Source organism: Burkholderia sp. Bp8998, from assembly GCF_003854235.1.
In the GTDB taxonomy this organism is placed as follows: domain Bacteria; phylum Pseudomonadota; class Gammaproteobacteria; order Burkholderiales; family Burkholderiaceae; genus Burkholderia.
Genome location: NZ_QTQF01000046.1, coordinates 36,452 through 61,705, shown reverse-complemented (window position 1 = coordinate 61,705; position 25,254 = coordinate 36,452). Strand labels below are relative to the sequence as shown.

Annotated in this window: 21 protein-coding genes, 2 tRNA genes and 4 pseudogenes; 16 read left to right on the top strand and 11 right to left on the bottom strand. The window is 58.6% G+C overall.

Translation table 11 applies throughout. The features are described from left to right. Positions 1-5: 5 nt before the first annotated feature. Both DIE06_RS32260 and DIE06_RS32255 read right to left on the bottom strand, forming a co-directional pair. The gene (locus DIE06_RS32260) at positions 6-209 is read right to left on the bottom strand and encodes a cold-shock protein (RefSeq protein WP_057926883.1); all 204 of its coding nucleotides are present in this window, start codon (positions 207-209) and stop codon (positions 6-8) included. A 122-nt stretch (positions 210-331) separates the two neighbouring features. Continuing rightward, entirely contained in the window at positions 332-496 is a 165-nt protein-coding gene (locus tag DIE06_RS32255) for a zinc ribbon domain-containing protein (RefSeq protein WP_124497669.1), read from the bottom strand. Between DIE06_RS32255 and DIE06_RS38535 the strand changes: the two genes are divergently transcribed. Then, on the top strand, positions 425-571 hold the full coding sequence (locus DIE06_RS38535) for a hypothetical protein (RefSeq protein ID WP_185733526.1): 147 nt from the start codon (positions 425-427) through the stop codon (positions 569-571). The two genes, DIE06_RS32255 and DIE06_RS38535, sit on opposite strands and share 72 nt — an antisense overlap. Positions 572-771: 200 nt before the next feature. Here the strand turns inward: DIE06_RS38535 and DIE06_RS32250 are convergent, their stop codons facing one another. Together DIE06_RS32250 and DIE06_RS32245 are read right to left on the bottom strand one after the other, a co-directional pair. Beyond that, entirely contained in the window at positions 772-2,154 is a 1,383-nt protein-coding gene (locus DIE06_RS32250) for a hypothetical protein (protein WP_124664896.1), read from the bottom strand. Positions 2,155-2,674: 520 nt separating this feature from the next. Further along, complete coding sequence (locus DIE06_RS32245) at positions 2,675-2,872, bottom strand: hypothetical protein (protein ID WP_141661829.1); 198 nt, start codon at positions 2,870-2,872, stop codon at positions 2,675-2,677. A gap of 428 nt (positions 2,873-3,300) precedes the next feature. Between DIE06_RS32245 and DIE06_RS32240 the strand changes: the two are divergent. Continuing rightward, positions 3,301-3,768 (top strand): annotated as a pseudogene (locus tag DIE06_RS32240) (helicase-related protein); the annotation flags it as partial. Here DIE06_RS32240 and DIE06_RS32235 read toward each other — a convergent pair. After that, positions 3,749-4,054 carry a hypothetical protein gene (locus DIE06_RS32235; RefSeq protein WP_124664894.1) on the bottom strand — a complete coding sequence of 102 codons (306 nt, stop codon included), beginning with the start codon at positions 4,052-4,054 and terminating at the stop codon, positions 3,749-3,751. The pseudogene DIE06_RS32240 and the gene DIE06_RS32235 sit on opposite strands and share 20 nt — an antisense overlap. A 174-nt stretch (positions 4,055-4,228) precedes the next feature. Here DIE06_RS32235 and DIE06_RS39245 point away from each other — a divergent pair. Both DIE06_RS39245 and DIE06_RS39640 read left to right on the top strand, forming a co-directional pair. Beyond that, a pseudogene (locus DIE06_RS39245) lies at positions 4,229-4,525 on the top strand (H-NS family nucleoid-associated regulatory protein); the annotation flags it as partial. Between the two features lie 532 nt (positions 4,526-5,057). After that, positions 5,058-5,873, top strand: coding sequence for an SET domain-containing protein-lysine N-methyltransferase (locus tag DIE06_RS39640; protein ID WP_124664892.1), 816 nt, complete (start codon positions 5,058-5,060; stop codon positions 5,871-5,873). A 129-nt stretch (positions 5,874-6,002) separates the two neighbouring features. Here DIE06_RS39640 and DIE06_RS32220 read toward each other — a convergent pair whose 3' ends face one another. Both DIE06_RS32220 and DIE06_RS32215 read right to left on the bottom strand, forming a co-directional pair. Further along, positions 6,003-6,497 (bottom strand): hypothetical protein, encoded by a 495-nt coding sequence (locus DIE06_RS32220; RefSeq protein ID WP_260433841.1) that lies wholly within the window; start codon positions 6,495-6,497, stop codon positions 6,003-6,005. Positions 6,498-6,560: 63 nt separating this feature from the next. Next, positions 6,561-6,836, bottom strand: a complete 276-nt coding sequence (locus tag DIE06_RS32215; RefSeq protein WP_057926889.1) for an HU family DNA-binding protein — start codon at positions 6,834-6,836, stop codon at positions 6,561-6,563. 374 nt (positions 6,837-7,210) lie between these two features. Between DIE06_RS32215 and DIE06_RS32210 the strand changes: the two genes are divergently transcribed. From DIE06_RS32210 to DIE06_RS32175, 7 genes and pseudogenes are all read left to right on the top strand, one after another. Further along, on the top strand, positions 7,211-7,534 hold the full coding sequence (locus tag DIE06_RS32210; RefSeq protein ID WP_124664891.1) for an H-NS family nucleoid-associated regulatory protein: 324 nt from the start codon (positions 7,211-7,213) through the stop codon (positions 7,532-7,534). A gap of 151 nt (positions 7,535-7,685) precedes the next feature. Continuing rightward, positions 7,686-7,759, top strand: a tRNA-Gly gene (locus DIE06_RS32205). A 4-nt stretch (positions 7,760-7,763) separates the two neighbouring features. Beyond that, positions 7,764-7,840 (top strand) — tRNA-Ile (locus tag DIE06_RS32200). Positions 7,841-8,512: 672 nt separating this feature from the next. Next, positions 8,513-9,247 carry a type IV toxin-antitoxin system AbiEi family antitoxin domain-containing protein gene (locus tag DIE06_RS32195; RefSeq protein WP_124664890.1) on the top strand — a complete coding sequence of 245 codons (735 nt, stop codon included), beginning with the start codon at positions 8,513-8,515 and terminating at the stop codon, positions 9,245-9,247. Positions 9,248-9,926: 679 nt separating this feature from the next. Further along, positions 9,927-12,494 carry a TOTE conflict system archaeo-eukaryotic primase domain-containing protein gene (locus tag DIE06_RS32185; RefSeq protein WP_260433840.1) on the top strand — a complete coding sequence of 856 codons (2,568 nt, stop codon included), beginning with the start codon at positions 9,927-9,929 and terminating at the stop codon, positions 12,492-12,494. A 335-nt stretch (positions 12,495-12,829) separates the two neighbouring features. Next, positions 12,830-13,064, top strand: a pseudogene (locus DIE06_RS32180) (DUF1778 domain-containing protein); the annotation flags it as partial. 29 nt (positions 13,065-13,093) lie between these two features. Then, positions 13,094-13,581: pseudogene (locus tag DIE06_RS32175) on the top strand (GNAT family N-acetyltransferase). A gap of 130 nt (positions 13,582-13,711) precedes the next feature. Here the strand turns inward: DIE06_RS32175 and DIE06_RS32170 are convergent. After that, complete coding sequence (locus DIE06_RS32170) at positions 13,712-14,566, bottom strand: lipase family protein (RefSeq protein WP_124664888.1); 855 nt, start codon at positions 14,564-14,566, stop codon at positions 13,712-13,714. 343 nt (positions 14,567-14,909) lie between these two features. Between DIE06_RS32170 and DIE06_RS32165 the strand changes: the two genes are divergently transcribed. Continuing rightward, positions 14,910-15,176, top strand: coding sequence for a HipA domain-containing protein (locus DIE06_RS32165; protein ID WP_124664900.1), 267 nt, complete (start codon positions 14,910-14,912; stop codon positions 15,174-15,176). Positions 15,177-15,186: 10 nt separating this feature from the next. On the opposite strand, the gene DIE06_RS32160 is transcribed toward DIE06_RS32165, so the two are convergent. Continuing rightward, the gene (locus DIE06_RS32160) at positions 15,187-15,741 is read right to left on the bottom strand and encodes a hypothetical protein (protein ID WP_124664887.1); all 555 of its coding nucleotides are present in this window, start codon (positions 15,739-15,741) and stop codon (positions 15,187-15,189) included. Between the two features lie 177 nt (positions 15,742-15,918). Continuing rightward, entirely contained in the window at positions 15,919-16,863 is a 945-nt protein-coding gene (locus tag DIE06_RS32155; RefSeq protein ID WP_124664886.1) for a hypothetical protein, read from the bottom strand. Between the two features lie 807 nt (positions 16,864-17,670). Here DIE06_RS32155 and DIE06_RS32150 point away from each other — a divergent pair. From DIE06_RS32150 to DIE06_RS32140, 3 genes are read left to right on the top strand one after another with little or no spacing between them, the layout of a single operon-like run. After that, positions 17,671-21,282: a hypothetical protein gene (locus DIE06_RS32150; RefSeq protein ID WP_124664885.1), complete on the top strand. Its 3,612-nt coding sequence runs from the start codon at positions 17,671-17,673 to the stop codon at positions 21,280-21,282. Further along, positions 21,279-22,538, top strand: coding sequence for a hypothetical protein (locus DIE06_RS32145; RefSeq protein ID WP_124664884.1), 1,260 nt, complete (start codon positions 21,279-21,281; stop codon positions 22,536-22,538). The genes DIE06_RS32150 and DIE06_RS32145 overlap by 4 nt, the downstream gene beginning before the upstream one ends. Beyond that, positions 22,538-23,158: a hypothetical protein gene (locus DIE06_RS32140; RefSeq protein ID WP_124664883.1), complete on the top strand. Its 621-nt coding sequence runs from the start codon at positions 22,538-22,540 to the stop codon at positions 23,156-23,158. Before DIE06_RS32145 ends, DIE06_RS32140 begins: the two co-directional genes overlap by 1 nt. Positions 23,159-23,503: 345 nt before the next feature. Here the strand turns inward: DIE06_RS32140 and DIE06_RS39230 are convergent, their stop codons facing one another. After that, positions 23,504-23,635 carry a hypothetical protein gene (locus tag DIE06_RS39230; protein WP_260433839.1) on the bottom strand — a complete coding sequence of 44 codons (132 nt, stop codon included), beginning with the start codon at positions 23,633-23,635 and terminating at the stop codon, positions 23,504-23,506. A 418-nt stretch (positions 23,636-24,053) separates the two neighbouring features. Here DIE06_RS39230 and DIE06_RS32135 point away from each other — a divergent pair, with 418 nt between their 5' ends. Beyond that, a complete protein-coding gene (locus tag DIE06_RS32135; protein ID WP_124664882.1) occupies positions 24,054-25,250 on the top strand; it encodes an FAD-dependent oxidoreductase in 1,197 nt (398 codons plus the stop codon). The last annotated feature ends 4 nt before the right edge of the window (positions 25,251-25,254 follow it).

Genomic DNA, 25,254 nt, shown 5'->3' with positions numbered 1-25,254 from the left:
AAAACTTACAGCGGCTTGATGCTGGCGGCCTGCTTCCCCTTGGGGCCCTGCTTGACCTCGAAGCTGACCTTCTGGCCTTCCTGAAGCGATTTGAAGCCACTTCCCTGAACCTCGGAGAAGTGCGCAAAGAGGTCTTCGCCGCCGTCATCCGGCGTGATGAATCCGAACCCCTTCGTATCGTTAAACCATTTGACGGTACCCGTTGCCATACTCTGAACACTCCAAGGAAATCGGTTGTAAGTGATGCGACTGGCCTGCGCCAGACAGCGGCTACCTTGTATCACGAGGGGGCTGTCACTGACAATCCAGACTTTTTGGAGGACCGCCAGGATCAACTCTTTCTTGACGTCTTCGCGACAAATGGCGTCGGTACGTGTTGAACCTGTTCGCTTCCGCAATGAGGGCAAGGCGGATGAGCCGATGCATGTTCAGTGAGATGCTCGACGCTCTCGAACGTCTTGCCGCACTTCTCGCAACGGTATTGGTAGGTCGGCATGGCATTCCTCCGGTGTCGATGCTGCGCGAGGATATGAGTATGGTGTGTGGCGGCGCGAACTTGATATTGCAGTGAACCCGCATTAATGCGATGGCGAGGGACCTGCGCTGCAACGGCGCTCGATCGCACGAACCTCCGTCACCTGTTCATGCCCCCGGGCACACCGGCGATCGAGCGTTTTGGGGTTTTGAGGCGTTGCATGGTGCGCCGGGCCCAGCCCACCTCGATGCGCTTATTCGTCATGGCACGAGGGGGCTTGGCACGCTACCGCCGACTCACAACAGGACCGCTTGCTGCAAAAGCTCCAGCGCTTTCAATTCGTCGAGTCGACCCGTACGGGCTTTACCTGCTAGCGTCTTGATCAATGCTTCCGCAATCGGTGCAATACCATCAAGATTGTCCAGGCTGGTCACGGAAGGGACGGGGGGCGGTACAGGGTTTCGCTGCGGTATTGCGGAGGCGGGGAGCGACTCAAGGGTTGCCGGTGTGGCAGCCGGCGCCTCGCCATCACTTACTTCAAGTGTGCGACCGGCAAGGTCGTCGGAGAAATCGCTTATATGATCTTTCGGGCTGACGACGGCCGTCTCTTTTTCTCCTGTGACGTCCGCTGAAACAGGTGAGGGGCTTTCCGAATCGCCCAGGGCGCCCGCCCGCGCGCGCCCCATGTGCGCTTTCTCATCGGCGAGCGTCCCTGGCACGCCATCGCTTGTTACGACTGCCGGCGGCTCGTGTTGAACGGATACGCGACCGCGCGGTGCAGGCGTAAGCATACGCGACACCGACTCTGGAATCTCGGCTTCGGAGCGCGGGGTGTCCAACCAGCCACTTGGCAATCCAAGTCGCTCCGTGAACCGGTTTGCTTCCACACTGTCCATGCGCTTCTTGCCGTGTAGCCGATGGGCCATGTTGGATCCACTCATCGCCATGACTACACCAAGTCGTACCTTCGATCCGTTGCGACTGGTAAGAACGTGGAGGTTAGCGCGTCGGATGTTTTCTACCTCGGCGCTGTCGCTCAATGCCAGCGATTGCTGTTCGGGCGTTTTAGGAGAACGCTTGTATTTCGAAGGCGAAGTTTTTTGCGGCGCCTGGGGCGTAGGCTGTTCGACCATTTCGCTTTGACGGTTCTTGACGGCCCTGGGCGCTCGTCCAGCTGCTTTCTTTGGCATTTTCGCTTCCTCGGACAAACTATCTTTAAGAACTGATTGTTGATCGACGCTTAGGGCCGAAGACGGCTTAAGTGCTTCAGACTCCGCGCCTTGTCCGTCGTCCGTTTGAATGAAGTCGAGCGGTGACTTCAGACGAGCGATGGTCTCGGCCGCGAGCGCAGGATTGGGATGGTCAAAAAAACCATGCGGCAACCCAAGCGTGGTTTCCATGTGAAAGGCGGTCTCGGGTGTGAACCTCTCGCCCTTCATCAGTTCGCCGACTCGCGCCATGTTCGATTCAAGCGCTATCGCGATATTTTCTGCGCCTACCGCATCGACAAGAAACTGAAACGATCGTGTTTTGAAAATGGAGGCAGTCTGGGCGGCATCTCGAGGAGGCGTCTTCACATACGGTTGTCCCTGCCGATTGGACGGGGATTTTTTTACGTGGCGAGGTTGGCGTTGGCTGCTGTCCCGAGATCCCGCATATCGCCCGCGGGCTTGACTCATAAAGTAGGGCTCCATGCGATCATTTTGAACTTTCCATTATAGCCGGGCCGATGTTGGCGCTTGAAGTGCCAGTAGCTCCACGGGGCGAAAATGTACGCCCTGGGTGCGATTCAACAGGATCGTCCGGTCGCAGCACCGTATGGCGGCAGCGTTAGCATAATTCACCGCGATCCCGTAAAGCTTCACCTGTGCGGTATCCCAAAGTCTCTTGCACTGCCCGTGACAGGAAACCCATCCACGATCGATGCGCGCCGGTCCACGTTCGGCTCAAGAGCGCGAGGTCGAGATAGTTTCCGATTCTTCACGGAATCGCGGTGTTGAGCGACAGCTTGCCGGAGCGCTCGCGCGCCAATACGGCGAATTCCCACGTTTCATGCAGCCTGTCACGATGCTTCCGGGCGTATGAACAAGTTGTGTGCGCTTGGATCGACAGTCCACCGGGATACGCGGCAATCTGCCCATTCGGACGGCGCGTCCAGGCGATGAGAATTCATGATTAGGCTGCCGTGGGACCGTAGGCTTAGTCCGTTACGACGATCTCCATCTCGTCGGCCGGGTCGATCTGAAATTCATTTACCCGACATGCACGGACGTCGAATATCAGGCGATTCAGCGCTTCAAGCTTTGCGTCAGTATCGTCGACTGACATTCCTGCAGCCTGGCCGATGGCAGATTGGCGTGCATCGAGCAATAGCTTAAGCGCGTTCGCTCGCTTCATGAACATGCGATTTGTCACGCCTCACCTCAATTTTGCGCGGCGACGACACGGCGGCCGACTGGCCCCAGGAATGAAAAGCTCAGCGACCTCATAGGGCCGCACCGCATACAACCCTTGGCTTCCAAGGGCGCAATATTTTCATTTTCGTGAATCAGCCCGCTTCGAGCGGGCTTTCGCACATTCAGCATATGAATTGAGGTGCGATATGGCAAGCAGCGCAAAACGTCGAGCCGATCGGGCTCGGCTAAGGAAAAAACGGCGCGCGTGGTGGGGCGGCTGCGCCAAAACCGACAAACTGCTTGGGCGGCTGATCGACCCACCGACGCCAGGTAGCTGCTGGATGTGCGGCAACGCCCGGCGCTACTTTGGCGAGCGCTCGATTAGCGAGCGCCGGTGGCCTCAAGACGTAGGCGACGAGTCCGCATGGGCGGTTGCTCATCGTTACCCAGTCCCGAGGGGGCGCACTGCTACGCGGCTGGCTTGGCGAGCGTTACGGCCACACACCGCAGTTCCTGTACGGCGGTGTGGTGCGGAAAAAGCGCGACGATATGGTTGTGCACCTCCGGCACGATCGCACCGAGCAGGTGTTCCTGCTCTTACTCAAGGGCGGCGGCACCGGGCTGAACCTGGCGGCCGCCTCGAGCGTCATCCATTTCTATCTCACGTGGAACCCGGCAGTCGAGGCCCAGGCGAACGATCGCGCCTACCGCATAGGACAGCGCAGCCATGTGCAGGTGCATCGCCTGATTACGGAGGCGACGTTCGAGGAACGCATCAACTACATGATCAAAGGCAAGAGCGAACTGGCCGAATTGGCCGTCGGCACAGGCGAGCAATGGATTGGGGATCTCGGCGACCACGAGTTGCGCTCGCTGTTTACACTGAATCGAGCGTGATCAGATCGGCCGTTGTGACGGCGACACACGAAAGCCAGGACGGCAGTGCACGCGAGCAACGCTTCCTTGTCGAATTCGGCCGACAGCCTCTATCGGCAAGGGACAGCCGCTGGAGAAGGCGATCAACCTGATGCGTTCGCTGAGGTGTAAATGGGTCGATGTGATGAGCGGTTGAGCGCTGCAGCTCCTGGACCTTGGCTGCTTGTTGCAACCGGACGTTAGCCGGGCCAATGGATTTTCTCCATCCGTCCTTGAGTTGCGTATCGCCGACGAGTTCGTAACGCATGTTTTGAACTCCTTGATTTGGTTTGAGTCGGAGGGACGTGTAGATGGGGCTTTATCGATCAAGCGCTGGTTGAAAGTGGCTTGCAGGGTAATCTATCAATTCCGTCTATCTCGATGAGTGGCATAATTCGAGCGTTGCGATCTCTCGCAACCGACAACTTTGGGAGAACAGAACATGGCCAATAGCGACTACAGGACGTTGAAGGCGCAACTCGACGCTTTGCAGGAAAAAACAGAAGCAGCACGCGTTGCGGAATTGGAGGCATTGGTTGCTGACATGCGCGCAAAAGTGGCGGAATACGGAATCACGGCCGAGCAGATTTTTGGCCGCCAACGCGTAGCCAAGGGCAAGAAGGTCGGCGGTCACGTGGCGGCAAAATACCAGAACCCGAAGACGGGTGAAACCTGGAGCGGTCGAGGCCGCGCGCCGGCGTGGATCAAGGACGTGAAGGACCGCACTCGCTTTCTCATTGGCGCAGCGGCTGAGACACAGGGTGCCTCCGGCAATGCCCCAGCTGGGGCCGCAGTCAAGAAAGCTGCGGCAAAGAAAGCCGCAAAGACCCGAAAGGGCGACGCGAAATCCGTGAAATCGGCCGGCGCGACGGCGGCTCGCAAGAAAGGGCGCGCGTTGACTACTGTTGCTGCAAAAAAGACGAGAAGCCGGCGCACTCCTGGCGTGAAAAAGGCGGCAGGCGCCGCTGTCAAGCCGGAAGTCGTCACCGAAGCCGCGAGCGAGTAAGACGGCGGTGGTCAGGCAGGCGGGTGGCAAGGAAAGGATTGTTCCCTGCCACTCGCTTTTATTGTTTGTTCCTGCTGACGTTGCATCGTTTTTCACCTGCTCCGGGTAAATCCGGCCCAGGGCCTGGATGCCGCCACAGTTGTGTAGGTGAGTTTGGAGTGCCGACATTTTTTGCGGATGATCCTGGCCCGCTGGCAACACGATCTTCGGATGGTTTTGCCCCCTCGAAGTGTGAAGTACGATCGGCCCGATTCAACTTCCAAAGATGACCACGCATCCGGCATCCCATCGCGTCCCCCGCATCGTTGTGCGGCGCTCTCCGATCCATGGCCGCGGCGTATTCGCTCGTTGCGACCTGGCCGCTGGTGAAATGCTCCTCGAATACGTCGGTGAGCGTATCGATTGGGAGGTCGCCATCAACAGACCGCCAGCCGATCCCGCCAATCCGGATCACACCTTCTTCTTCGATCTCGGCGATGGGCGCGTCATCGATGGCGCGGCAGCGGGCAACTCGTCGCGTTGGATCAATCATTCGTGCGCGCCGAATTGCGAGGCAGAAGATCGAGGCGGCCGGATTTTTATTCGAGCGCTGCGTGCGATCGATGCAGGTGACGAAATCAGCATTGACTATGCGCTCGCGGTTGACGGGCGCGTGACGCGCTCGATGCGCGACCGATACGCGTGCCGTTGTGGCGCGTCGACATGCCGCGGCACCATGCTGGCCATTCGGAGGCGCCGTAAGCAGGCGCATGAGGGCGGCCTAGTCAATACGGCGCAAGGTATGGATGATCAACCATCTGCAGTGCCTCCAGACGCGGTCCGGTCAACAGTACGCATTCTGGAGCGGCCGGGATCCGGCCGCCTCATTGTGTCGTGGCGGCAGGCCGGTCGGGGATGTTACAGCGAGCAGCTTTGGACTGCTGCGCTGGCGACTGCTGGCGGAATCTGCGTGGTGTCGGGACAGGCTTACGAACGTGGTGATGCCGTATTTCAGCCAACAGGTTCACCTGTACCGCTCAATCAGGCCGAGCGCATCTGCGCGGACAGTGTTGCGCACATTCCCCTCGACGAGGTCGCGTGACGATGTCGTTGCCGCCGAGTTTACCAAGTCAAACTAAACTTAGGGTTACACGGCCGTGATACCGTCGTTTTGCTCGCCCTTCACATGCGCGCTTCGTGGGCGATCCTGCATGCGGCAACGGGGGATGATCTAGATATGGCTTGGGCGGGTGGCCACGGTGCCGCCCTGACGGAGATCGGGAATCGGAGACGAGGCCGTTCCCGCCAGGAATCGCTTCAGCTGCTGCTCGGCGTCCATCACCTTGTAACGTGGCGCGACATTCAGTTGCCAATCATGCAGCACGAGCAGCCGTTCAAATGCCGACACGGCGTCCGCTGCGAGGATCCACTCATTCGACTCATCGGCATGCACGTGCGTGGTCTCTACCGCATGCTCGACTGCCTTGTAGCGTTCAAGAGGTTCGTCCCCGTAGCCAGCCTGCTGCAGGAACCACGCGATATACGTGGTGCGTATCAGCTCGTTGAAAAGATACGCGTTCCCTTGGCCGTCCCGACAGGCCGCCAGCGCAAGATGATGTGACAAGGACTGTGTCTGCACCGCCGTTTTGTCCAGCGGCAACAACATGGTTTTTGTTAGGGGGCGTCGCGGCGCGGCGGGCCGTCCGCGGTTTTTCTTGGAACTCATCTTGCGTCACATCGACCTGCTGGAGAAACTTCTCGCTGGGTGAGGCTGTTGTCTCAATACAGATCAGGTATTCACGGCATCTTTGAATGCTTTGCCGGCGGTAAACTTGACCGTTTTTGCGGCAGCGATCGTGATGGCTTCCCCGGTAGCGGGATTGCGGCCGGTCCGCTCGGCGCGGGCACCCGTGGAGAAGGAGCCAAAACCAATCAATTGCACCGTATCACCGCGGGTGACTGCGTGCGTCACGGCCTCGAGAATGGCATCAACAGCGGCCCCAGTGCTGGCTTTGGTGTCGCCGGTGGCAGCCGAAACAGCGTCGATGAGTTCTTGCTTGTTCATTCGTGGATTCCTCAGTCATGTCCGCTAAAAGCGGGTTGGCCATTACCCTATAACATCTACCGCAGGCAACGCAACTTCTGGATCTTTGTTGCAATTGTAATTTGCTCGACCGAGGTCAACCGGGGGAGAATTGCCCGCGTTGTACGCGCAGACATTACACGTATCGCTCGCCATGTACGACGTGCTGCGATGCTGCGATCTGAATGGGCGAGGAAGGGCCGGGACTGCTGACGCATGTAATGCGTGCCGTATGTTGGCGGCAAGTTGTCCCGAAAAGGTGCCATCATGATTGGCAGTGGCCAAACAGGCTTCGAAATCGCACCGCGACCGGCATGCTTTGCGAGCGCACGGTATCAATCAGCAGATTATTTACGATGACCAGTAAAATTCAGGCCCTGCACCAGCAGCTTGGCCACCTCAATTTGCTTCTTGATGAGGCACGGAAGAAGGAAAAGGCGGCAGTCCTCTCCGCGATTCGGGGGCAGGTGAAGGAGTACGGCATCACGGAGGTGGAATTGCTCCGTGCGGCCGGCTTTGTGAAAGACAAGCCCAAGCCGTTGCCAGCCAAATACTACGATCCTTCCTCTGGCAAATCGTGGACGGGACGCGGCGCGTGTCCGAAGTGGCTGGCTGGCAAAAACCTGGATGACTATCTGATCCGCCCGGCCGCAAAGCCTTGGTGGCCAGGGGAAAACTGATAGGCAAGACCCGTCTTTGCGCGTGCAAAGTGATCGATTGCGCGTATTCGGCAAAGCTGCTGTCACAGCGATTGGTCACTATGCCCCAAGGCCAATCGACGTAAACCAGTATCCTGTTGGCGCCCTCAATTGTGCGAGAATGCGTGCCGCTGCGGGTGTAGCTCAATGGTAGAGCAGAAGCCTTCCAAGCTTACGACGAGGGTTCGATTCCCTTCACCCGCTCCACCATGGGCCCGTAGCTCAGTTGGTTAGAGCAGTCGACTCATAATCGATTGGTCGTCGGTTCAAGTCCGGCCAGGCCCACCACACGAACCCGGATGGTGAACGCGGTAGACACTGCTGACCTAAAGTACGACTTTAGAGGGCGGCGGGATGTAGGCGCAATCAGCCATTGTATGGCGCTATCGCGCAATGCGAATGGCGACCTGCTCGTTGTGACCACCTATCCGCGACGGGCAACTCTCCACGACGTCGAGCGACGCAACCACCATCGACCGGTGGCGACGAGAACTCCGCGGCAATGCGTCCGCGTCTGTTCGACGGCGGCCCCAACGACACGTTCGGCCGCGCGCGGGGGAGTTTCGCCTCCTCCGATACAAATACGAGCGTGACTCAGCCGCAGTCGACGCTGTACACCTCCGATTCCACGCTTCCGGCCGGCGGTATCGCCGAATGCGCTACGGCTTTAGAAGCTCGAAGTGGACTTCACGTATCCGTTCGCGTCGGCATCCTATGTGGGTGCTCAATCTGTGTTGGGGAGTGTCCAGCACATCGACGCGCATGGCTCGACCGCCGATGGCCGTTCCACATTCCTCGACCTTATCGCGCTTGGACCTCATCCGATTCCGCGCAGGATGCTGGGCAGGGGAGCAATGTCGGCTAACCGAGCTGCGCGCTCATCGTTTCATCGTTAAATATTTTGATAAACTAAAAACATTCGCGAGAAATCGCCAAAGAAACCACGCGATTGGAGATTGTATGGCGAGCAAGACGCTTCAGCGCCTGATGGAGGAGGCGCCGCGCGGACAACCGCTAGACACGGAAATGCTGAAGGATATGGGCGTCAGCCCGGCGCTCGCAACCTACATGGTCAAGGCGGGGTGGCTGCAGCGACTCTCCAAGGGGGCCTACCTGCTCACGGGGGATAGCCCGAGCCGGGAAGGAATCGTCGCGTACCTGAGTCGACGCGTGCCGGGCTTGCATGTCGGGGGCAAGACAGCGCTCGACTGGCAAGGCGGACGTCACAACATCGACCTTCGTGCGAAGACCATCTTATGGGCGCAGAAGCCCTACGAGATCTCGTCGTGGGTTGAGGAGCACATGCGCTACGCGTTTCAGACCACCCAGATCTTCGACGACGCGCTGCCGTATGATGCAGGCCTCAATCCACTGGCGAACGGGAATCCGCATGTGTTCGTTTCCGTTCCGGAGCGCGCACTGCTCGAACTCGCCAGTGATATCGGCAAAGGACAATCGATGGAGGAAGCGGTCAACCTGATGGCTTCGCTGAGAAACATTCGGCCTAGCGTCCTCGAGCAATTCATGACGTACTGTAAGCGCGTCAAGGTGCTTCGGCTGGTTCGGGATCTGGGGAGGAGCGGTGACTATTCCTGGGGGGCAGACCTGCAACGACACGTTGACCGGGTTGGCGCTGGGAAGCGGTGGTCCAACGTGAACAAAGACGGCGAGCGCCTTACGCTCAATCCAAAATGAACGATGCATACCTCGATACGATCCGGTCGCACCGCTTGATCGCCCCCGACGTATTGCCGCGCCTGCACGCTGCTCGCAGTGTTCCCCATTGACCTTTGATTGTGCGTCGGGACCTCTGTCTGGTCCTCTGGAAACAATGCGACGACGTAATTGAAGTCACACACAACGCGTGCCTCATGGAACGACCTATATGTCGGACACTTTCGAACTGGTTGCCATCTCCCTGCCGCCCGACATCGCGCCGGAGGCGTTGCCGGCTGCGGTGAAGTCGATGGTTGCCGACTGCTGGCCCGGAATGAGTCGGGGACAACTCATTGCTCGCGTGCGTCGCCATGCCCTGCGACTTTCGTTGCGTGCGCGCGAAGCCTGCGCCCCGGGTGAGATCGGGAGGTTCTGTCTGTGCCTGACAGCAGACGGCGAATCCGTGCGTCTCATCGCGTACCTGCGACGTGTCCCCCGTCGTCGCAAGCCGATGCGGTCCGGGAAACCCGTGAGAAATTCGAGCACACCCGCACGGGATCCGCGTCAGACCTCGCTGTTTTGATCGCGATGTAGTGGTGAGTGCCGAGGCGGGAATACATCGGCCGAATGCAGTGGGGTGCCCCGCAATCAAAGCCCACCATCTCAGCGAACGTGAGCGCCGCCACGTCAGTCGTTGGACACGAGTGCATCGGTCGAAATGCATCACTCCCTGGCCGAGCTCGATACAATCATCGAATCAGCATGGGGGATTGCGATATGCGACAACGGACATGCGCACCTGCCTGCAAGCGTCATCGGGACGCAGGCGCTGACGGGTAACGCGATGATGGGCGAGGGAAAACCACCGCGTGATGACTGGAACACTCTCAAGCGTGATGAACTGCTGGCGGAATTGACGCGTCTTCAGGCAGAAAACGCGAGGCTCACCGCATTGCTGCCATCACAGGTCCGATCGCAGGACAAACCGATACGGATCGCTCCGTGCGAGCCATCCGCGGCGGCCCGAAACCCTGACACGCCAATGCTGTCGCCGCGGCAGAAGGTGCAGCTCTTCCGGCGGTTGTTTCGCGGGCGCACCGATGTTTATCCGCTTCGTTGGGAGAGCCGGACCTCTGGCAAATCGGGTTATGCGCCGGCCTGCGCAAATGAATGGCGGGCCGGAATCTGCGAAAAACCCCGCATCCGATGCGCGGACTGCAGCCATCGCGTGCTGCTGCCGCTCGATGACCAGGTGATCTATGGGCATCTGGCCGGCGATCATACGGTGGGGCTTTATCCGCTGATGCCGGATGGCACTTGCTACCTGCTCGCCGTCGATTTTGATGAGGCAGATTGGCGCAGCGATGCGGCAGCCTTCCGCCAGTCATGCCGGGAGCTGGGAGTCCCGGTGTCGATTGAAATCTCCCGCTCAGGCCAGGGCGCGCACGCCTGGATTTTCTTTTCGTCGGCAATCGCTGCGCGCGACGGGCGACGCATGGGCTCAGCAATCATCAGCCACACCTGTGTCCAGACCCGGCAGCTCGAACTGTCGTCTTACGACCGGCTTTTTCCGAATCAGGATCTGCTGCCTAAAGGCGGTTTCGGCAACCTGATTGCGCTGCCGCTGCAGAAGCAGCCGCGCGAACATGGATACAGTGTGTTCGTCGACGACGATTTCCAGCCCTACGCTGACCAGTGGGGCTATCTAGCGTCCGTACATGGGATGGACGGACGCGACATCGAGGGTGTGATCTTTCGCGCCACCGGTGGCGCGCACCCACTCGACGTTACGTTTATCACTGAGGAGGACCAGGCCGAACCGTGGAAGCCGCCATGCAGCCAGCCGAAGCGGTTGGCCGGAACGATGCCGGCGTCACTGACGCTGACATTCGCGAATCAGCTGTATCTCGAGAAGGCCTCGCTCCCGCAGGCGTTACTCAACCGGTTGATCCGGCTGGCGGCTTTCCAGAATCCGGAATACTACCGGGCTCAGGCGCGCGGCTTTAGTGTCTGGGATACGCCGCGCATCATCGGCCGCGCGGAGAATTGCCCGCGCCACATTGCGTTGCCGCGGGGCTGCCTCGACGACGTCATGACGCTGCTATGCGACAACGGCATCGCCTGCGATATTCGGGACGAGCGTTGCGCTGGCCAGCCGGTTACGGTTTCGTTCGCCGGTACCTTGCGCGATGACCAGCAGGCAGCGGTAGCCGACCTGTTGCAACACGATATTGGCATCCTGCATGCGCCAACGGCCTTCGGCAAGACCGTGACGGCAGCCGCAATGATCGCGCGGCGCGGCGTCAACACGCTCGTGCTTGTGCATCGCCGGGAGCTGCTCGAACAGTGGCGTGAGCGTCTGCAATCATTTCTTGCACTCGATTCGCGCGCCGTCGGGACAATTGGCGGCGGCAAGTCAAAAGCAACGGGCCTGATCGACATCGCGATGCTGCAGTCGGTCGCGCCGAACGGTGCCCGCGGTGAGCTGTTGCGGCGCTACGGTCAAGTTGTTGTCGATGAATGTCACCACGTCTCGGCCGACTCATTCGAAGCCGTGCTCAAGGCTGTCAACGCGCGCTATGTGTTGGGCCTCACGGCGACGCCTGTCCGGCGTGATAGCCAGCAACCGGTGATGTTCATGCTATGTGGGCCGGTGCGCCATGTGGCACGACCACCTGTCAACGCGCCGCAGCTGCTTGAGGTTCTCCCGCAAAGGCTCACCGCTCAGGTGGAGGTCGCGGCCGACGCGCCGATCCAGGAGGTGTTTGCGCGTCTGGCGCAGGACGCGTCACGCACGGCCATGATCGCCGATGCAATCTGCGAGCAATACCGACAGGGACGAAATGTGCTGGTGCTGACCGAGCGAACGGACCATCTCGAGAGCCTGCATCAGGCACTGGAGGATGCGGTCCATCCGTTGTTCGTGCTGCACGGGCGCTTGGCCAGGAAGGCGCGTGCGGCGCAACTGACTGCGCTTGGCGCGCTGGCAGATGATGTGCCGCGCGTCGTGTTGGCGACCGGGAGGTTGGTGGGCGAGGGTTTCGACCATCCGGCGCTGGACACGCTTGTGCTGGCCATGCCGATCTCGTGGAAGGGAACTCTACAGCAGTATGCCGGGCGGCTGCATCGAGAGCACGTGGCCAAGACCGGCGTACGGGTGCTGGATTTTGTCGATGGAGGACATCCGGCGCTGCTGCGCATGTGGGAGAAGCGCCAGCGTGGCTACCGGGCAATGGGGTACCGTGTGCACGAATGCGGGGAAGCGCTCCAGCTGGTGCTCGGCTGAAATCCGACAGGCTCATAGTAAAAAGGCTGCATCGATATTGCGTCCAAGTATCCGATGGACGGGCCCGTCGGTTCGCATTGGCCTACCATCGACACGGTATCTTGTCCGGCTGCGTCGACGCTGTCGAGGGCGCGCCGCACCTGGCACGGGCAGAGCGCCGATGGCGCTTGGGCCGAAGGCGGCTGAATTCTCTCCGCGGTGCGGAGAGAATGCTTGGCGTGCCGGTCGGGCGGTCGACTGTGGCGGGCTGATCGCGCGTCGCATCGTGTGTCCACGCTGCATGCCCGAACGCACCCGGCAATTTTCCGTACAGCAGCGCGAGGAGGTAACAACCTATGGCGACTACCCGCTTTGAAGCGCGCGTCGAGACCGACGTGCTGGCCGTGATCCGCCGGGCGGCCGAGATCCAGGGGCGCACGATGTCGGACTTCGTCGTGTCCGCCGCGCGAAGCCGCGCAACGCGCCATTTCCGACGCGGAAGTGATTCGCCTGTCGGTGGCGGATTCGGCGCGCTTCGCCTCGGCGATTCTGTCGCCAGCCCAGCCGACGGACGCATTGCAGCGTGCACTCGATCGTCACGACCAACTACTGCGTAACGAATGACCGGTCCGCAGCTGACGGTGGCTGCACTCGGCGAGGCCCATAATCGAACCGGTTTTGAATGTGGTACGCCGGCGCTTGACCGCTACTTGCGCGAGACGGTGACGCAGGACGTTCGGCGCCGCGTGGCCGCGCGCTTTGTGATGCTCGATCGCAACGTCGTCGTAGGCTACTACGCACGGTGTGCCGTCAGCATCGCCTTGGCCGATTTGCCCGTGAGGTGGCGCGCAAGTTGCTCTGCTATCCTGCGATCCCGGCGGTGCGCATGGGTCGGCTGGCCGTCGATCGCCGGTACCGGGGCAGGGGGCTGGGTGCGGCCTTGCTGGTCAATGCCCTGCGACGAGCCACCCGCTCGGAGATCCCGGCCGTCGCGTTGACCGTCGACGCGAAGGACGAGGGTGCCGCGGCGTTCTATGGACACTTCGGCTTCCAGTCCCTCACGCACGATCCGTTGGCATTGTTTCTGCCGTTGGCGACGGTGAAGTAGGCGGGGCCGCCGCCTCATGCGACGACGTCAAGTCGGCCGCGGCCGGTTTTTTTGGGGCGCGTCGTCAAGTCCGCTAATTCTTATTAGCGGCATTACGCTTTTGATGACAGTCGAGACGAACCCCAATGCATCACTTTTCCTGGGTGTTGGGGGGCGGGGGCATATAGATGTCGCCTAAACCCAGCCCCAGAAGGAAGATGTATCCGAGGATGTGCTGAAACCCGGCCTGCATAAAGAAATCCGTAATGTTGCCTACAACCGTCCCGTCAAGCTTGATTTGCTGGGAGCCGTAGTTCCCCCATTGTCTGTAATTCAGGGGGGCTGCCGTAACAATTATCCCGTCGATAAGCACCTTGATGACGTCGTTGGGCGGGGCAACTGAACCATATACCGTTTTCACGGCATCGATGGTGTATGCGTTCCATGCCATCGGCACGATGTCACACGTATTCCACACGCGGATCGCGTTGGCTTTCATTTGCTCGTCGAAGTAACCGGCAAAGATATCGTTACCCGCCGTCGGCGCGGCAAATGTTTGGCAAGTATATTTCAACGTCTGCGTCTGCAAGTCACGCTCGTTCTTCAGATACAAGACCAGCGCGGATGCTAGGGCCCCGCCCAGGCTGTGCCCGATAACATTGATCGTGCTCGAGGCCGGCACCGTCTTGAGAAAATCGACGAGCGTCACGCCGCTTGAGTCTGCAGTCAGGATAACTGACGATAATCCGATATCCGTTCCAGCCGAGATGCCAGCCGTGCTATGACACGAGGGCACGTACTTCTGGAACGACACGAGGGTTTCGTACAGGTTGTCCTCCAGAATGTCTTCGGGAGAATTGAAATCGGTGCCGCTGGTCACCACCGAATATTGTCCGGTGACTTTCGATTGCAGTACGACAGTGATGTTGGCCGCATAGCCATCCGAATCGGCGTACCGAAGCACGGCCGGCCCCCAGACGATACTGAACTGCTTGTTCTGGGCCATCCTGGAATAGCTCAGGCCATTCCTGATGTTCTGACCGCGGCGTGATCGACCACGCGGCAACGGCTGCAAGGCGCTGACCACTGGATTCGCGAAAGCGCGCCTCTCCCGAGCGGTCTGAGCACAGATGCGACCTTCGCTGCTCGAGTTTCGATCTCTTCGAGGGAAGCCATGTTCACCCCAGCAAAGGTACCGGACACGCTAGCAAAGTTAGTAAGCAGGACAACCGTCATTTGTTGCGTAACGGCAACAATCCGACAAATACTCCATTTCACCCAAACCCCTTGAAACTAGGTGGTTTGCGCTTGATCGCCGTTAGCATCGTTACTGAGCGCCGCTAGCGCTCATTGCGAACACTAACAGCAACTGCGATGACCACACGAAGAACGTTTCCTTCTTACTGCGTGAAGGAAACGTTCAATGGGAACTCGCGCCCGCCTACGATGTAACCTTCGCTCACAATCCCAAAGGAGAGTGGACCAGCCAGCACCTGATGTCGGTGAACGGAAAGTTCAAGGGCTTTGAGACCGAAGATCTGCTTGCGGAGGCCGATCGATTCAAAATTGGCACCGCGAAGGAAGGCATCGGTAAGCAGCCAGCGGTCCCCTCTTGACCGCGAGGACTTATTTGACCGACAGGAGGGCGTTAAGTCTCATCAACGCATTGTTCGCGTTGTTCTCGTCTAGTTCGCCGAAGGCATGCGCAATTGCAGCGCAGCCTAGTCTGAGCGATGCGAGGAAGTTCTCGTTAACATCGGGTTCACCCGGCTTCATCTCCGCATTTGTGTCTATGTATGCGCGCCTCGGCACATGTGTCATCGCCCATTTTAGGGTTGTCTCATGTTGCGTAATGTCCGCCTCGCCGGGATCGGGTTCGCCCCACCAATCGTCAACGAAATAGATGTGTGCATTCCCATTGCCGCTTCGAAAGCCGACAAAGATGACACTGTCGGATTTTGGCTGAATACTCCCGACTGTCGTGTCGAACCGACCGCAGACAATTTTCCCGATCCTAATCAGTGACAGGTTCGAGCTGATGCTAGAGGAAATCTGCTCACCGCCACCGACGCCCTCGACGGAGTGATCTTCTTTATGCCACGAACTCTCCTGCAACAACGTCGACGCAGAGTTTGCATTGCAACAGAAGGCAACAAGAATTCCAGTCAGTATTCTTTTCATGGGGCATTCTAGGGTTCGTCGAGTTGTCTGCCGCGTTCGGAGCGGCAGAGGCTTAATGGTGTTGCCGCGCCCGGCATCTACGGTCACGCGTTGTGCGGCCCCCGAATTTGAGAGGGGAATCGCGCCATCATGATAAGCTCCACATTCTGAATAAGCGTCCTTTATCCGTCGCCGTACTTACGCGAGATCAGGGCGGCTGCGCTTGAGGTCGAACATGGGGCGCCCGAGTCCCAGTGCAGCGAATCCACCACGCAGGTGCTGCTCCACCTGATTTGGCATGGACGGATGTGAGATGGCGAGATAATCGTAACCTCGCCATTTGAGCAGTCGCCCCGGATTGGCCTGGGCATTCTTCTTCACTCCGATCATCTTGGTTTGCGGTTCAACGAGCGGAAGCATATGGCGCCAGGCTTCCCCGCCCCAGGAAATGACGCTGGTGTTCTCAAACTTTGGTGCTAAGATTCTCAACACCTCAGCCAGCCCTTCAACACACTTAGGGTAGCTCAGCGCAGTGTTGTCTTTGATTGCACCCATTTTTCTGTCGTCCGGCTCACGGAAATCCGGGAATAGGTTGAGAAAGAAGACAGTAGGGGCATTCTTCTCGGAGTTGAAGAATGCCTCCGGGCAAGGACCGTGGTACTTTGGGGTCCAGTGAAGACCCTGGTCGAGCATCGGCGACTCGGGATCCTTACCAGCACCCAACGGGTACCAGTCATGACCTACGACCACGACCAGCCGACGGCGCGATGCCTTCGTGTCTGGGTCGAAGGTGCGCCACAGCAGATTGTCGGTCCATGGATTAAAACCCATGCTGAAACCAACGCCCTCGCTGATCGCCGCAGCTAGCAATTCATTACCCTTGTCTTTGGCCGTCAATTCATCGACACGACACCGGCGCTCGATGTTCACCGCCGCTTCGTGCAGCGCCAGCAGTTTATGCGGCGTTGCGGCATGGAAATTGGTGGTCAGGTGCGACCAAGTGCGTTGCCTGTCCCATCCCAAATAGGCGCGCAACGCTGGCGTGATTTCCTCAACAGGAAATAAGGTTCGATAGGCGGTGAGAATCTGCTCGGCTTCCGCCGGCTCGTAAATGCGGTGCTTGATGCGGACGGTTCGCGACATCTGAGATCGGATGACTTGAAAAATGAATGGTGTTTGCGTCAATGTCCCCCGGATTCTTGTTTCCGAGATAGCGCACACGACATTCGAGTTGGCTGACCGCAGAGTATCGTACCGTTAGGGAGGGCGCAACGATGAGAGTACCGGCTACCGCCGGCCGGTTTCGGACTTCGGCTGGCATCTCGACTCCGCTATTTGCGTGTCTCAAGCTTCCAGATATCCGACATTCGCAGGCAGGCGCCGACCGCGCGGTTGATCGACCTTATGGAAAGTTTCGCGTACGGCCGAGATTTAGTCCAAGACCGAAAGGAAACTGTCGGTCGTCTCCCGACAAAAGTCGTTTTTCCTCGATGCGCCGGTGAAGTCCAATGTCTGGGTGCGGAATGGCCGTGCGATAGACGCGCCTTGCAATTCAGCCGGACCCGCTTTGTTTCACATAAGCAATCGCGAGGAATGTAGGGTTTGCACTTAGCGAGGCAATGCAGGTTGCGCCTTGAGAATGCCTTATGCCGGCTATATGCTGATTCTTGTAGCGCCGCTGCCCGAACTGAAATCGAACGAATAACGCAAGGCGATTACTTCTTAGAGGGCTGCGGTCGCGTCGTATCTCGCGTCAAAGCGAGGATCGCATTTCATGCCCTACGAAACCATCTATGTCCGGCTGAGCCGGAGATGGGCCGTTGCACACAACGATCACCAGGCAACGAACGGGGGAAGGTCATGTGGAGGTCAACAGCTGTCCTAGTATTAGGCGCTTTCGCAGCGTTATGCTTTCCGCGGTTTGCCACCGATGCATCGGCACAGCAGGCGGTGTCCTCCGCAGCGCTTGCGGCAAGTGACCCAGTCCCCACGCCTGCCACGGGCGCGAGCGCGCCTGATGCCGCATCCAGCGGGGCAAATGCTACAGCGCCGGCGCCAGCTTCTAGTACTGCTCCCGAACCCAAGCCGATCGACTTCAGCAAGTATTTAAAGGACGACAAGGTCGGCTATGCCGGCCTTGCGGTTGAAAGAGCAACCATACAGAAGTCCCTCGCAGACGAACACTACCTGCGGGACGACCGCACGCATGCCGAAGCTTCCTATACGGCCACGATTGCCACCCTCGATAATGAAGCTCCCGACGAGAAGCTCACCGATACGCAGAAATCGGTCAAGAAATTGCTGCACGTGGATGTCGAATATCGGCTTCTAAACCTAAGCCTTGGCAACGACTTTTGGAGCGGCTACCGCACGGACAGGCCCAGCACGCCGCAGCAGCATCTGCTGATCTTGCAAGATCTCCAAAAGCAACTCGAAACGGATGTCAACGAAATCGATGACCTGCTTGCAAAGGGTGACCTGGATGCCGCCGAGCAAGCGCGACTGCAGGGCATGTCGATCGACCTACAGGGAAAGATTGAGGATCAAACTCTCGCCCAGGAAAAAGGAGCCATAGAAGCACGCCACCAGCGAAGCGATTTGGGAACATGGGAAGACCGTGTGCGCAGCCTCACTGGCCAGAGACTGGCAATTGAAGCACGAAGCAATCAACTCGCGGACGAACAAAGGCAGCTGTCTGCCACTGCATCGTCGCTGCTGGTCCAAGCTGTCGCGGCCAGCACAGGCGTTCCACCGGCAGTCGCTACGGCCGTCGTATCAAAAGACGTGAAGGCCGCACTATTGCAAGAGGCGAGCGCGCAACTCGGCGATCCGAATTCCGACATTAGCAAAGCGGTCGCCCACGTCAGCGCAAGTGCGCAGGAACTGCAGGACTTTTATGTCACCGCTTCCAAGAACTATCAGGCCCTTCGCGCTACGGGCAACAGTCTGAAGCAGGCAGCGGATGTCATCCAGAGGCCGACTTTCGATAGCTTGGTCGGCGCCGGCACCTCGCTGTGGGGCAAGTTGCCCGAGGCACAACGTAAGCAATTGACATCCTGGGTCATACAATCAGTGCCGACGGCTGGCCTTATGGAGTCCTATCAGCACCTCGAGCTATCGGCCCAGGACGCAACAGCTCTACGCAACAAGATTGAAACGCTGGCTCTCGAGCGGATCCCATTAAGCGATATCCGAGCAGACCTAGACACGGTCGCGAAGCAGATAGTCAAAAACCAGGACATCGCCACACTGAGGGGCAACCTCGCGACAGTCTACAAGGGCATCGCGAACGTGGAATTGACTGAAGCGGATTACCGGATCTTCGTCGAACAATTCGTGCGTATCGGTGCGTCGGACCTTTTCGCGATGATCCCCGAGCCCCAGCGAATTGTCGTAGCTCGTGCGATGGGCGAGCCGACAGTGGAGGGCGCTATAACAATGCTGGCCGAGGAGGGCATTTCCGCCCTTCCTAGAGGTAAGGTGCAAGGCAGGTTTGTCACCTTTACCGTACGTGGCAAGCCTAATACGATCGCGATCAAAACGCTATTCACGACTGCAGCCTTCGAGAATGCGACGACCGGATTGGAAAACCTTCCTGCGCTTTATGAAGCACTGGTCAAGGTGCCGCAATTGCGGCGCCTCGCGCTGGAGCAGTTCCCATCTGATATGCTCGGCACCTCCGTCGAAAACGCGCTGCGCAAGATAACCGATCCCCAGGAGCAGGAGCAGACCTGGGCAGGATTGACAGCGGGCATGTCGAGAGAGGCTACCCAGAAAGCGCACGAGATGCTCGTGCACCAAACCTTAGGGGGGCTTGTCGTTGAAGACGTCCTTCAGAGAAAGGAGGCGGTGCCACGGTTGGCGGTACCCGCAATCTCCCCCGAGACAGGCGGCAATTCTACGGGGCTGTCTCCGGAGGCGAATGCCGCGGCCATGGCCGCTTTAAATTATGCGGTACCCGGCGCTGGCGTGGCCGTCAACCTGGCTCAGGCTTTCGCAAAGATGGATGCCAACGCTGCCGAGATGAACCGGCTGGCGGACCAAAGCCTGCGGGTCATGGCGGAGCAGGAGCAACTGTATGACCTCGCCACCGAGGCCTATTTCCAGTACGCCTTGGCCGACGTTGAACAACAGCGCGCCAAGATACTTCGCGATTCGGCGGAGCGACAACTCGGCGTCTACCGATCAGAAATGGATCGGCGATCGAACGACGGCGCCAGAACGCATCTGGCACTCGGCGTGCGTCGCGGACTCACATACTATCTGTCAGAGCGACTTCGCGAAGAGTTTGATCTGTTCGATCGTTCCTTTGCGATGTGGAATACTGGGCTCAGCTCGCGCGGCGCGATCGCGTCGGAGATTCGGGCTGATCCGCAAAACGTGCGGTATGCGCTCGATTCCGACATCCATTTGTTCGATTGGCTCAATCGCGAGCGAGAGAGCACGCGGGGCGATCCTGACACACTGAGAATCCACTGGCGTCAGATGTTGACGCTGGCCAAGGAGGTCTGTCTCCAACAAGGGTGCAAGCCAGGAGACGGCACGCTGGGCCAGATAGCCGCTACGGGCAAAATCAGCTTGAAAGACACTTTGGTCCGTGCCGAGGAATGGCACCGCTTCAAAGATTGGCAACGCAACCCAAACGGCCGCTTTGTGATGCGTTTCGCCATCCTTCCAAGTGACAGGATCGTGCCGTTGCCATACGAAAACGTTCGCATTGTCGACCTACGGCTGGCGGGTCGAACCGGCACAAATTCACAGGTGCTGAACCAGATCGCCCTGAGGCACTCTGGCATGTCACAGATCCCGCGAGCCGACAAGGACAGCGATGGCGGCATCATATTTCAGCGTGAAGCGTTGCTTCCGAGGCAGTCTGCGAGGTTCAATCTCCCCGAAGACTTCGACGTGAATGCCTTGCGCACACGCTTCGATGGACCATTCATTGACGGTAATTATCCGTCGTTGCGTGACTTCGAAGGTTACGGACTGTATGCGCTCTACGAGCTCACTCTGGAGAACATCCCGCAAAACACGAGCCTCGACGACATTGAGATGAACGTCGCCTACTTCTATCACGACGCCTCGAACATCGTGTCCGAGGAAAAGTACCTGAGCAGCATTCGCGCGACGGATCCGTCTTTGCCCTTCGAGATCTTCGATTATCGGCTCGTGTCAAAGGTCTCCCCATCGTGTGCAGGACAAGCGGGAGTCGACCAGGAAGCGTCCAGCGTGACGATTCCGCCTGGCATGCGCACTGCCTTTTCAACGGCGTTCGGCCGGCTTCAGAATCCCCCCGAACACGATACCCTCGGCCTTCTTCCGGAGGCACGCAAGAAGAGTCTCGAAAGGATCCAGACATGCCTTGAAACCAGGGTCGTCAAGGTTTGCAAACCGATGAAGGATATTCGAACTATCGCGGGCTCCTGGTACGCGGCCTATCATGCTCCCCCGACTGGCAGGCTCAAAAGTTCGTTCGACCCCCTGTCTCCGACCAATGACTCATTGGTGCCCAAGGACATCCGAGAAAAATACCAATCCCTGTGCCAAGGAGGACGATCATGAGGAAAATAATTTTCGTGATAGTTGCCTTGTCCGCATTTCAATCGATCAATGCGTATGCTCAACTTTCGGGGCAGGTGTTGCCCGATCGAACGTCTTTCGAGGACGTTTTCGCGGCCACGAACAAGTTTTATCCGGGCCAGCGCCTACACATTGTTGTCGAGGGGCAGATCGACGCAAACCATCGATACTGGCAGGACCGCGAATGTAGCTGGTTCGGGCTGAGCTGTCACTACGTCGACCGAGAGTCGTCCAACCTGATGGGCGTTAGTCGCCTGCCGCTGCTCATGAGTCTCGAGCCTGTCGAGGTGCTCTCCGCACCAGCACAGATCTATCAGGCGCAATGGTATGCGAACTCAGGAGCTAGGCATCTGCCCGTGGCTGCCGATGGCATCTACGATTTCGTCATCAAAATTCCGAATGCCGATACGTCGATCGACGCTTTTTCTTCCGCTACCGTACTTCGAGCAGTAGTGGCAGACAGATACGACGGCGACACTCCGATCGACCGAGGTCAATGCCACAACCGACCACCTCAATGTAGCTCTGGATCGTACAAGGTCACTGTTGACGTCCACAATGACGAACGTCTCCGGCTCTTAACGGAACTGTTGAAGAAGAAGCGTTCGACTGGCGAGATCCTCTCTCGTGATGTCATGGACCCCCTCTTTGTTCAGGATGGCCATGTGAAGGCCGACATCGCGAATGTGTTGTTCGAGCATGCCAATGCGTTTTACAAGGGCGAGACAAATGACGTACGTCGGGACTATTTGACGATTGTTTCCTTTGCTAGCGGTCTTGACCCGACACGAGGTGACATGCTCAACGAGATAGCCGCAACATACATAGCACTAGGCGAATTCACTGCCGCAACGGCGGACGTGAAAAAGGCCCTTGACGTTAGCAAGGCCAATTATGACAAGGAACCGTCACCCCGCGAGCCCGACACAGTGATCACGCTGGCCAAGACACTTGGCTTAAAGGCCAGCATTTGGGTGCAGGAACGTGGAGCCATGGTGGGGACGGACCTGATGGTCGCGGTCGGCCTCTACCGTGAAGCTGCAGACTACTGTAATAAGGAGGCGGCGACGGCGCGCTCCGCCGCGGACAAAGCACGGCTGTACAACTGCGCGAAGGACCATCTTATCGATGCGGGAAGAACGTTGGCAATGCTGCGTACGCGGGAGAACCTGATTCTCGCGGATCAACTCCTGACAGAGGCTCAAATAGCGGCTCGCAATTCTGTCGATTCTAACTGATGTTGTTTCAATCCATAGGGGGTTCCATGCGAGCTTTTGTTCGCCTCACCTGTGCACTCGCGGTCGGCACCGTATCATTTGGCGCTCATGCGGAGGACATCCCACAATCCTGTATGGTCACGTTCAACGTAAAGGACAAGGGTTTTTCTGCCGGCGGAGCGACGATGAGCTGTCGGCTTCTGGAAGAGAGGCGAGACGAGATGTCTCGACAAATCTTGGCTACACCTGACACAGGTGAGATCGATGGCGCGGACGTGGCCGAGCAACTCGACGCACTGGAGGCACAGTTCAAAAAGCAGCAGGACTCCAAAGACTGGCTGGGCCTTGGCGCAGCCATCACCGGGAACGCTTTGGCTACCATTGGACTAGGCACGTGCCTTGAGACGCTCGGCGGCGGTTGCATGCTGGCCGGGGTTGGCAAGGTATTGGCTATGTACTCCGTCATCGACACAGCCGGTTCGGAATCTGAAAAAGCTCGACAGGCTAGTGCGATACGCGCAGAGATCACAGAGATCCGGCAACGTGTTGTCGGCAAGAAATCCCAAGCCAAGGCCTTACGCGATCAGATGATCAAGGACGCGACTGCCATGTGTATGGATGTGACAGCTAGTTGTCTCTGATTCTTCGAAGCGGACAGCGCTCGCTCTTGCAAGGGGGGGCTATGTCGTTCTACAACGTACGCGAGGCCGGTGCGCTGACGACGAGTGCCGAGAAGATTCGCTATGCCCTAGTCATCACGGTCGAGGCGCCTAAGCACATGGATCTCTACAACGATATCCTGCGAGCCTACGCCAAGATGTTGGGCCCATCCAGCCGAAGGTCACGCTGCCTATCCGTGTGTAGTTGCAAATTCGGAGAGGGACATTTCATTGCCACGCCGTACCGGCTTCGATAGGCCAAATTCAAGAAGAGATGGTGCACCGTGAGCCCACTAAATTACGAATGGTGTACTCGGCTGGGTAAGGTCACAGGTGCTCGATCTCGATGGTGCGTTCGCTGAGCTGGCCCTCCAGGGTCGTCACACGCTGACGCTCAACTACAAGGGCTTGTTCACGCGCGAGCAGTTCGGCGTCCCGAGCGACGATCATCGCCTTCACGGCAACGGGATCATCGGGTACCGGCCTGATCGAACTTGGACTCGATGTCTACGGCCCGGGCAATTGCGAGCATCCTTATCGATCCGGTCCGAGGTCATGTACCACATCTACATCGGCTATAAGAACATAGGCGGAAAACCTGATTCGTCGCGACGAACCGGGATTGAGATCTCAACCTCCTGTCAGAGTTGCCAGCTTGCTCACATACCGTCGCTAGGGATGTAATTTGACCGCGCGGCTGGCTAAGCGTGATACGGGCGACGACGCATCGCCAAGCTTGAAATTGGCGTAATCAATTCCGCTTTTCAAAGCCTCTCTAAAGCTCGACTTAGCGACGCGGCCATTGCTGCATCAATCGGGACCGTGATCTCGCGGATCGCTGAAATCGATGTGCTTCCGGATGCCCTGGAGCCCCAACATGCACGACGCAACGCATCGCTATGACGTCATCGTTGTCGGTGGAGGGCCCATGGGCCTGTCGACCGCCTACCATCTCAGCAAGCGCAAGGCCAGGACGCTGGTGCTCGAGCAGTTCACTTTCGTGAACCAGCTTGGCAGCTCGGCTGGCGTGTCGCGCCAGTTCCGCATACCCTATCCCGACGCCTACATGGTCAAGCTGGTCAAGCAGTCGATCCCCTATTGGGACGAGTTGCAAGGCTTGACGCCGCTGCCGCTCATGGACACGGTCGGCACCTTGTGGTTCGGCGATCCGTCAGTCAAGTCGACAGAGGGCAATATCCCCGCCGCCGAGCAAGCGCTGAAGGCCGAACGGGTTGCCTATGAAACGCTGGATGCGCACGAGTTGGAGAAGCGCTTTCACTTTCGTAATCTGCCGTCGACGTATACGGGACTCTTTCAGGCCCAGGGCGCCAGCATCGATCTCGCGGCCACGCAGCGGACGCTGCTCGACTGGAATCAGCGCTCTCCGTTCGTGCAGCTGTTGCAGGAGGCGCCGGTCATCGGCATCGAGCGTCGGCAGGGCCTCTTTGAAGTGAAGACTCCGCTTGGGACCTTCAGTGCCGAAAAGCTGGTGCTGACGCCGGGCCCCTATGCCGACGACGTGTTCAAGCTGCTGGGGTTCCGTATCGCGGCGACCTACTGGAATATGGCCTCGGCCTACTACCGCAAGACTCGGCCGGATATCCAGTACCCCACCTGGTTCGTTTTCCAGAACCCGGTGGGCGACAACGGCAATCAGTTCTACGGCTTCCCGGAGGTCGCCTGGAATTACCCGGGCTATATCCGTGTCGCCTCCGATTTCGTCCTTGCGCCGCTGACGTCCCCCGATCAGCGCACGCCCATTCCGAATCCTCAGGAGCTCGCGTTCACGGCCGAGTGGGTCGGCGAGCATATGGATGGCCTCGAGCCGGTTCCGCGCTTCACGTCGACCTGCCTCGTTGCACTCAGCAAGATTGCAAACAAGGAACTGCTGATCGATTTCGCGCCCGACTATGTGCCGAACCATCGCGACATCGTTATCTATGCGACGGGCTGGGCCGGAAAGTTCGTTCCGCTGCTCGGCGAGATTCTTTGCCAGTTGACGCTGGACGGTCATACCTCATTCGACATCTCACACTTCACCACCGGCAGCCGCTATTTCAACAAGCTGGCCTGAGCGC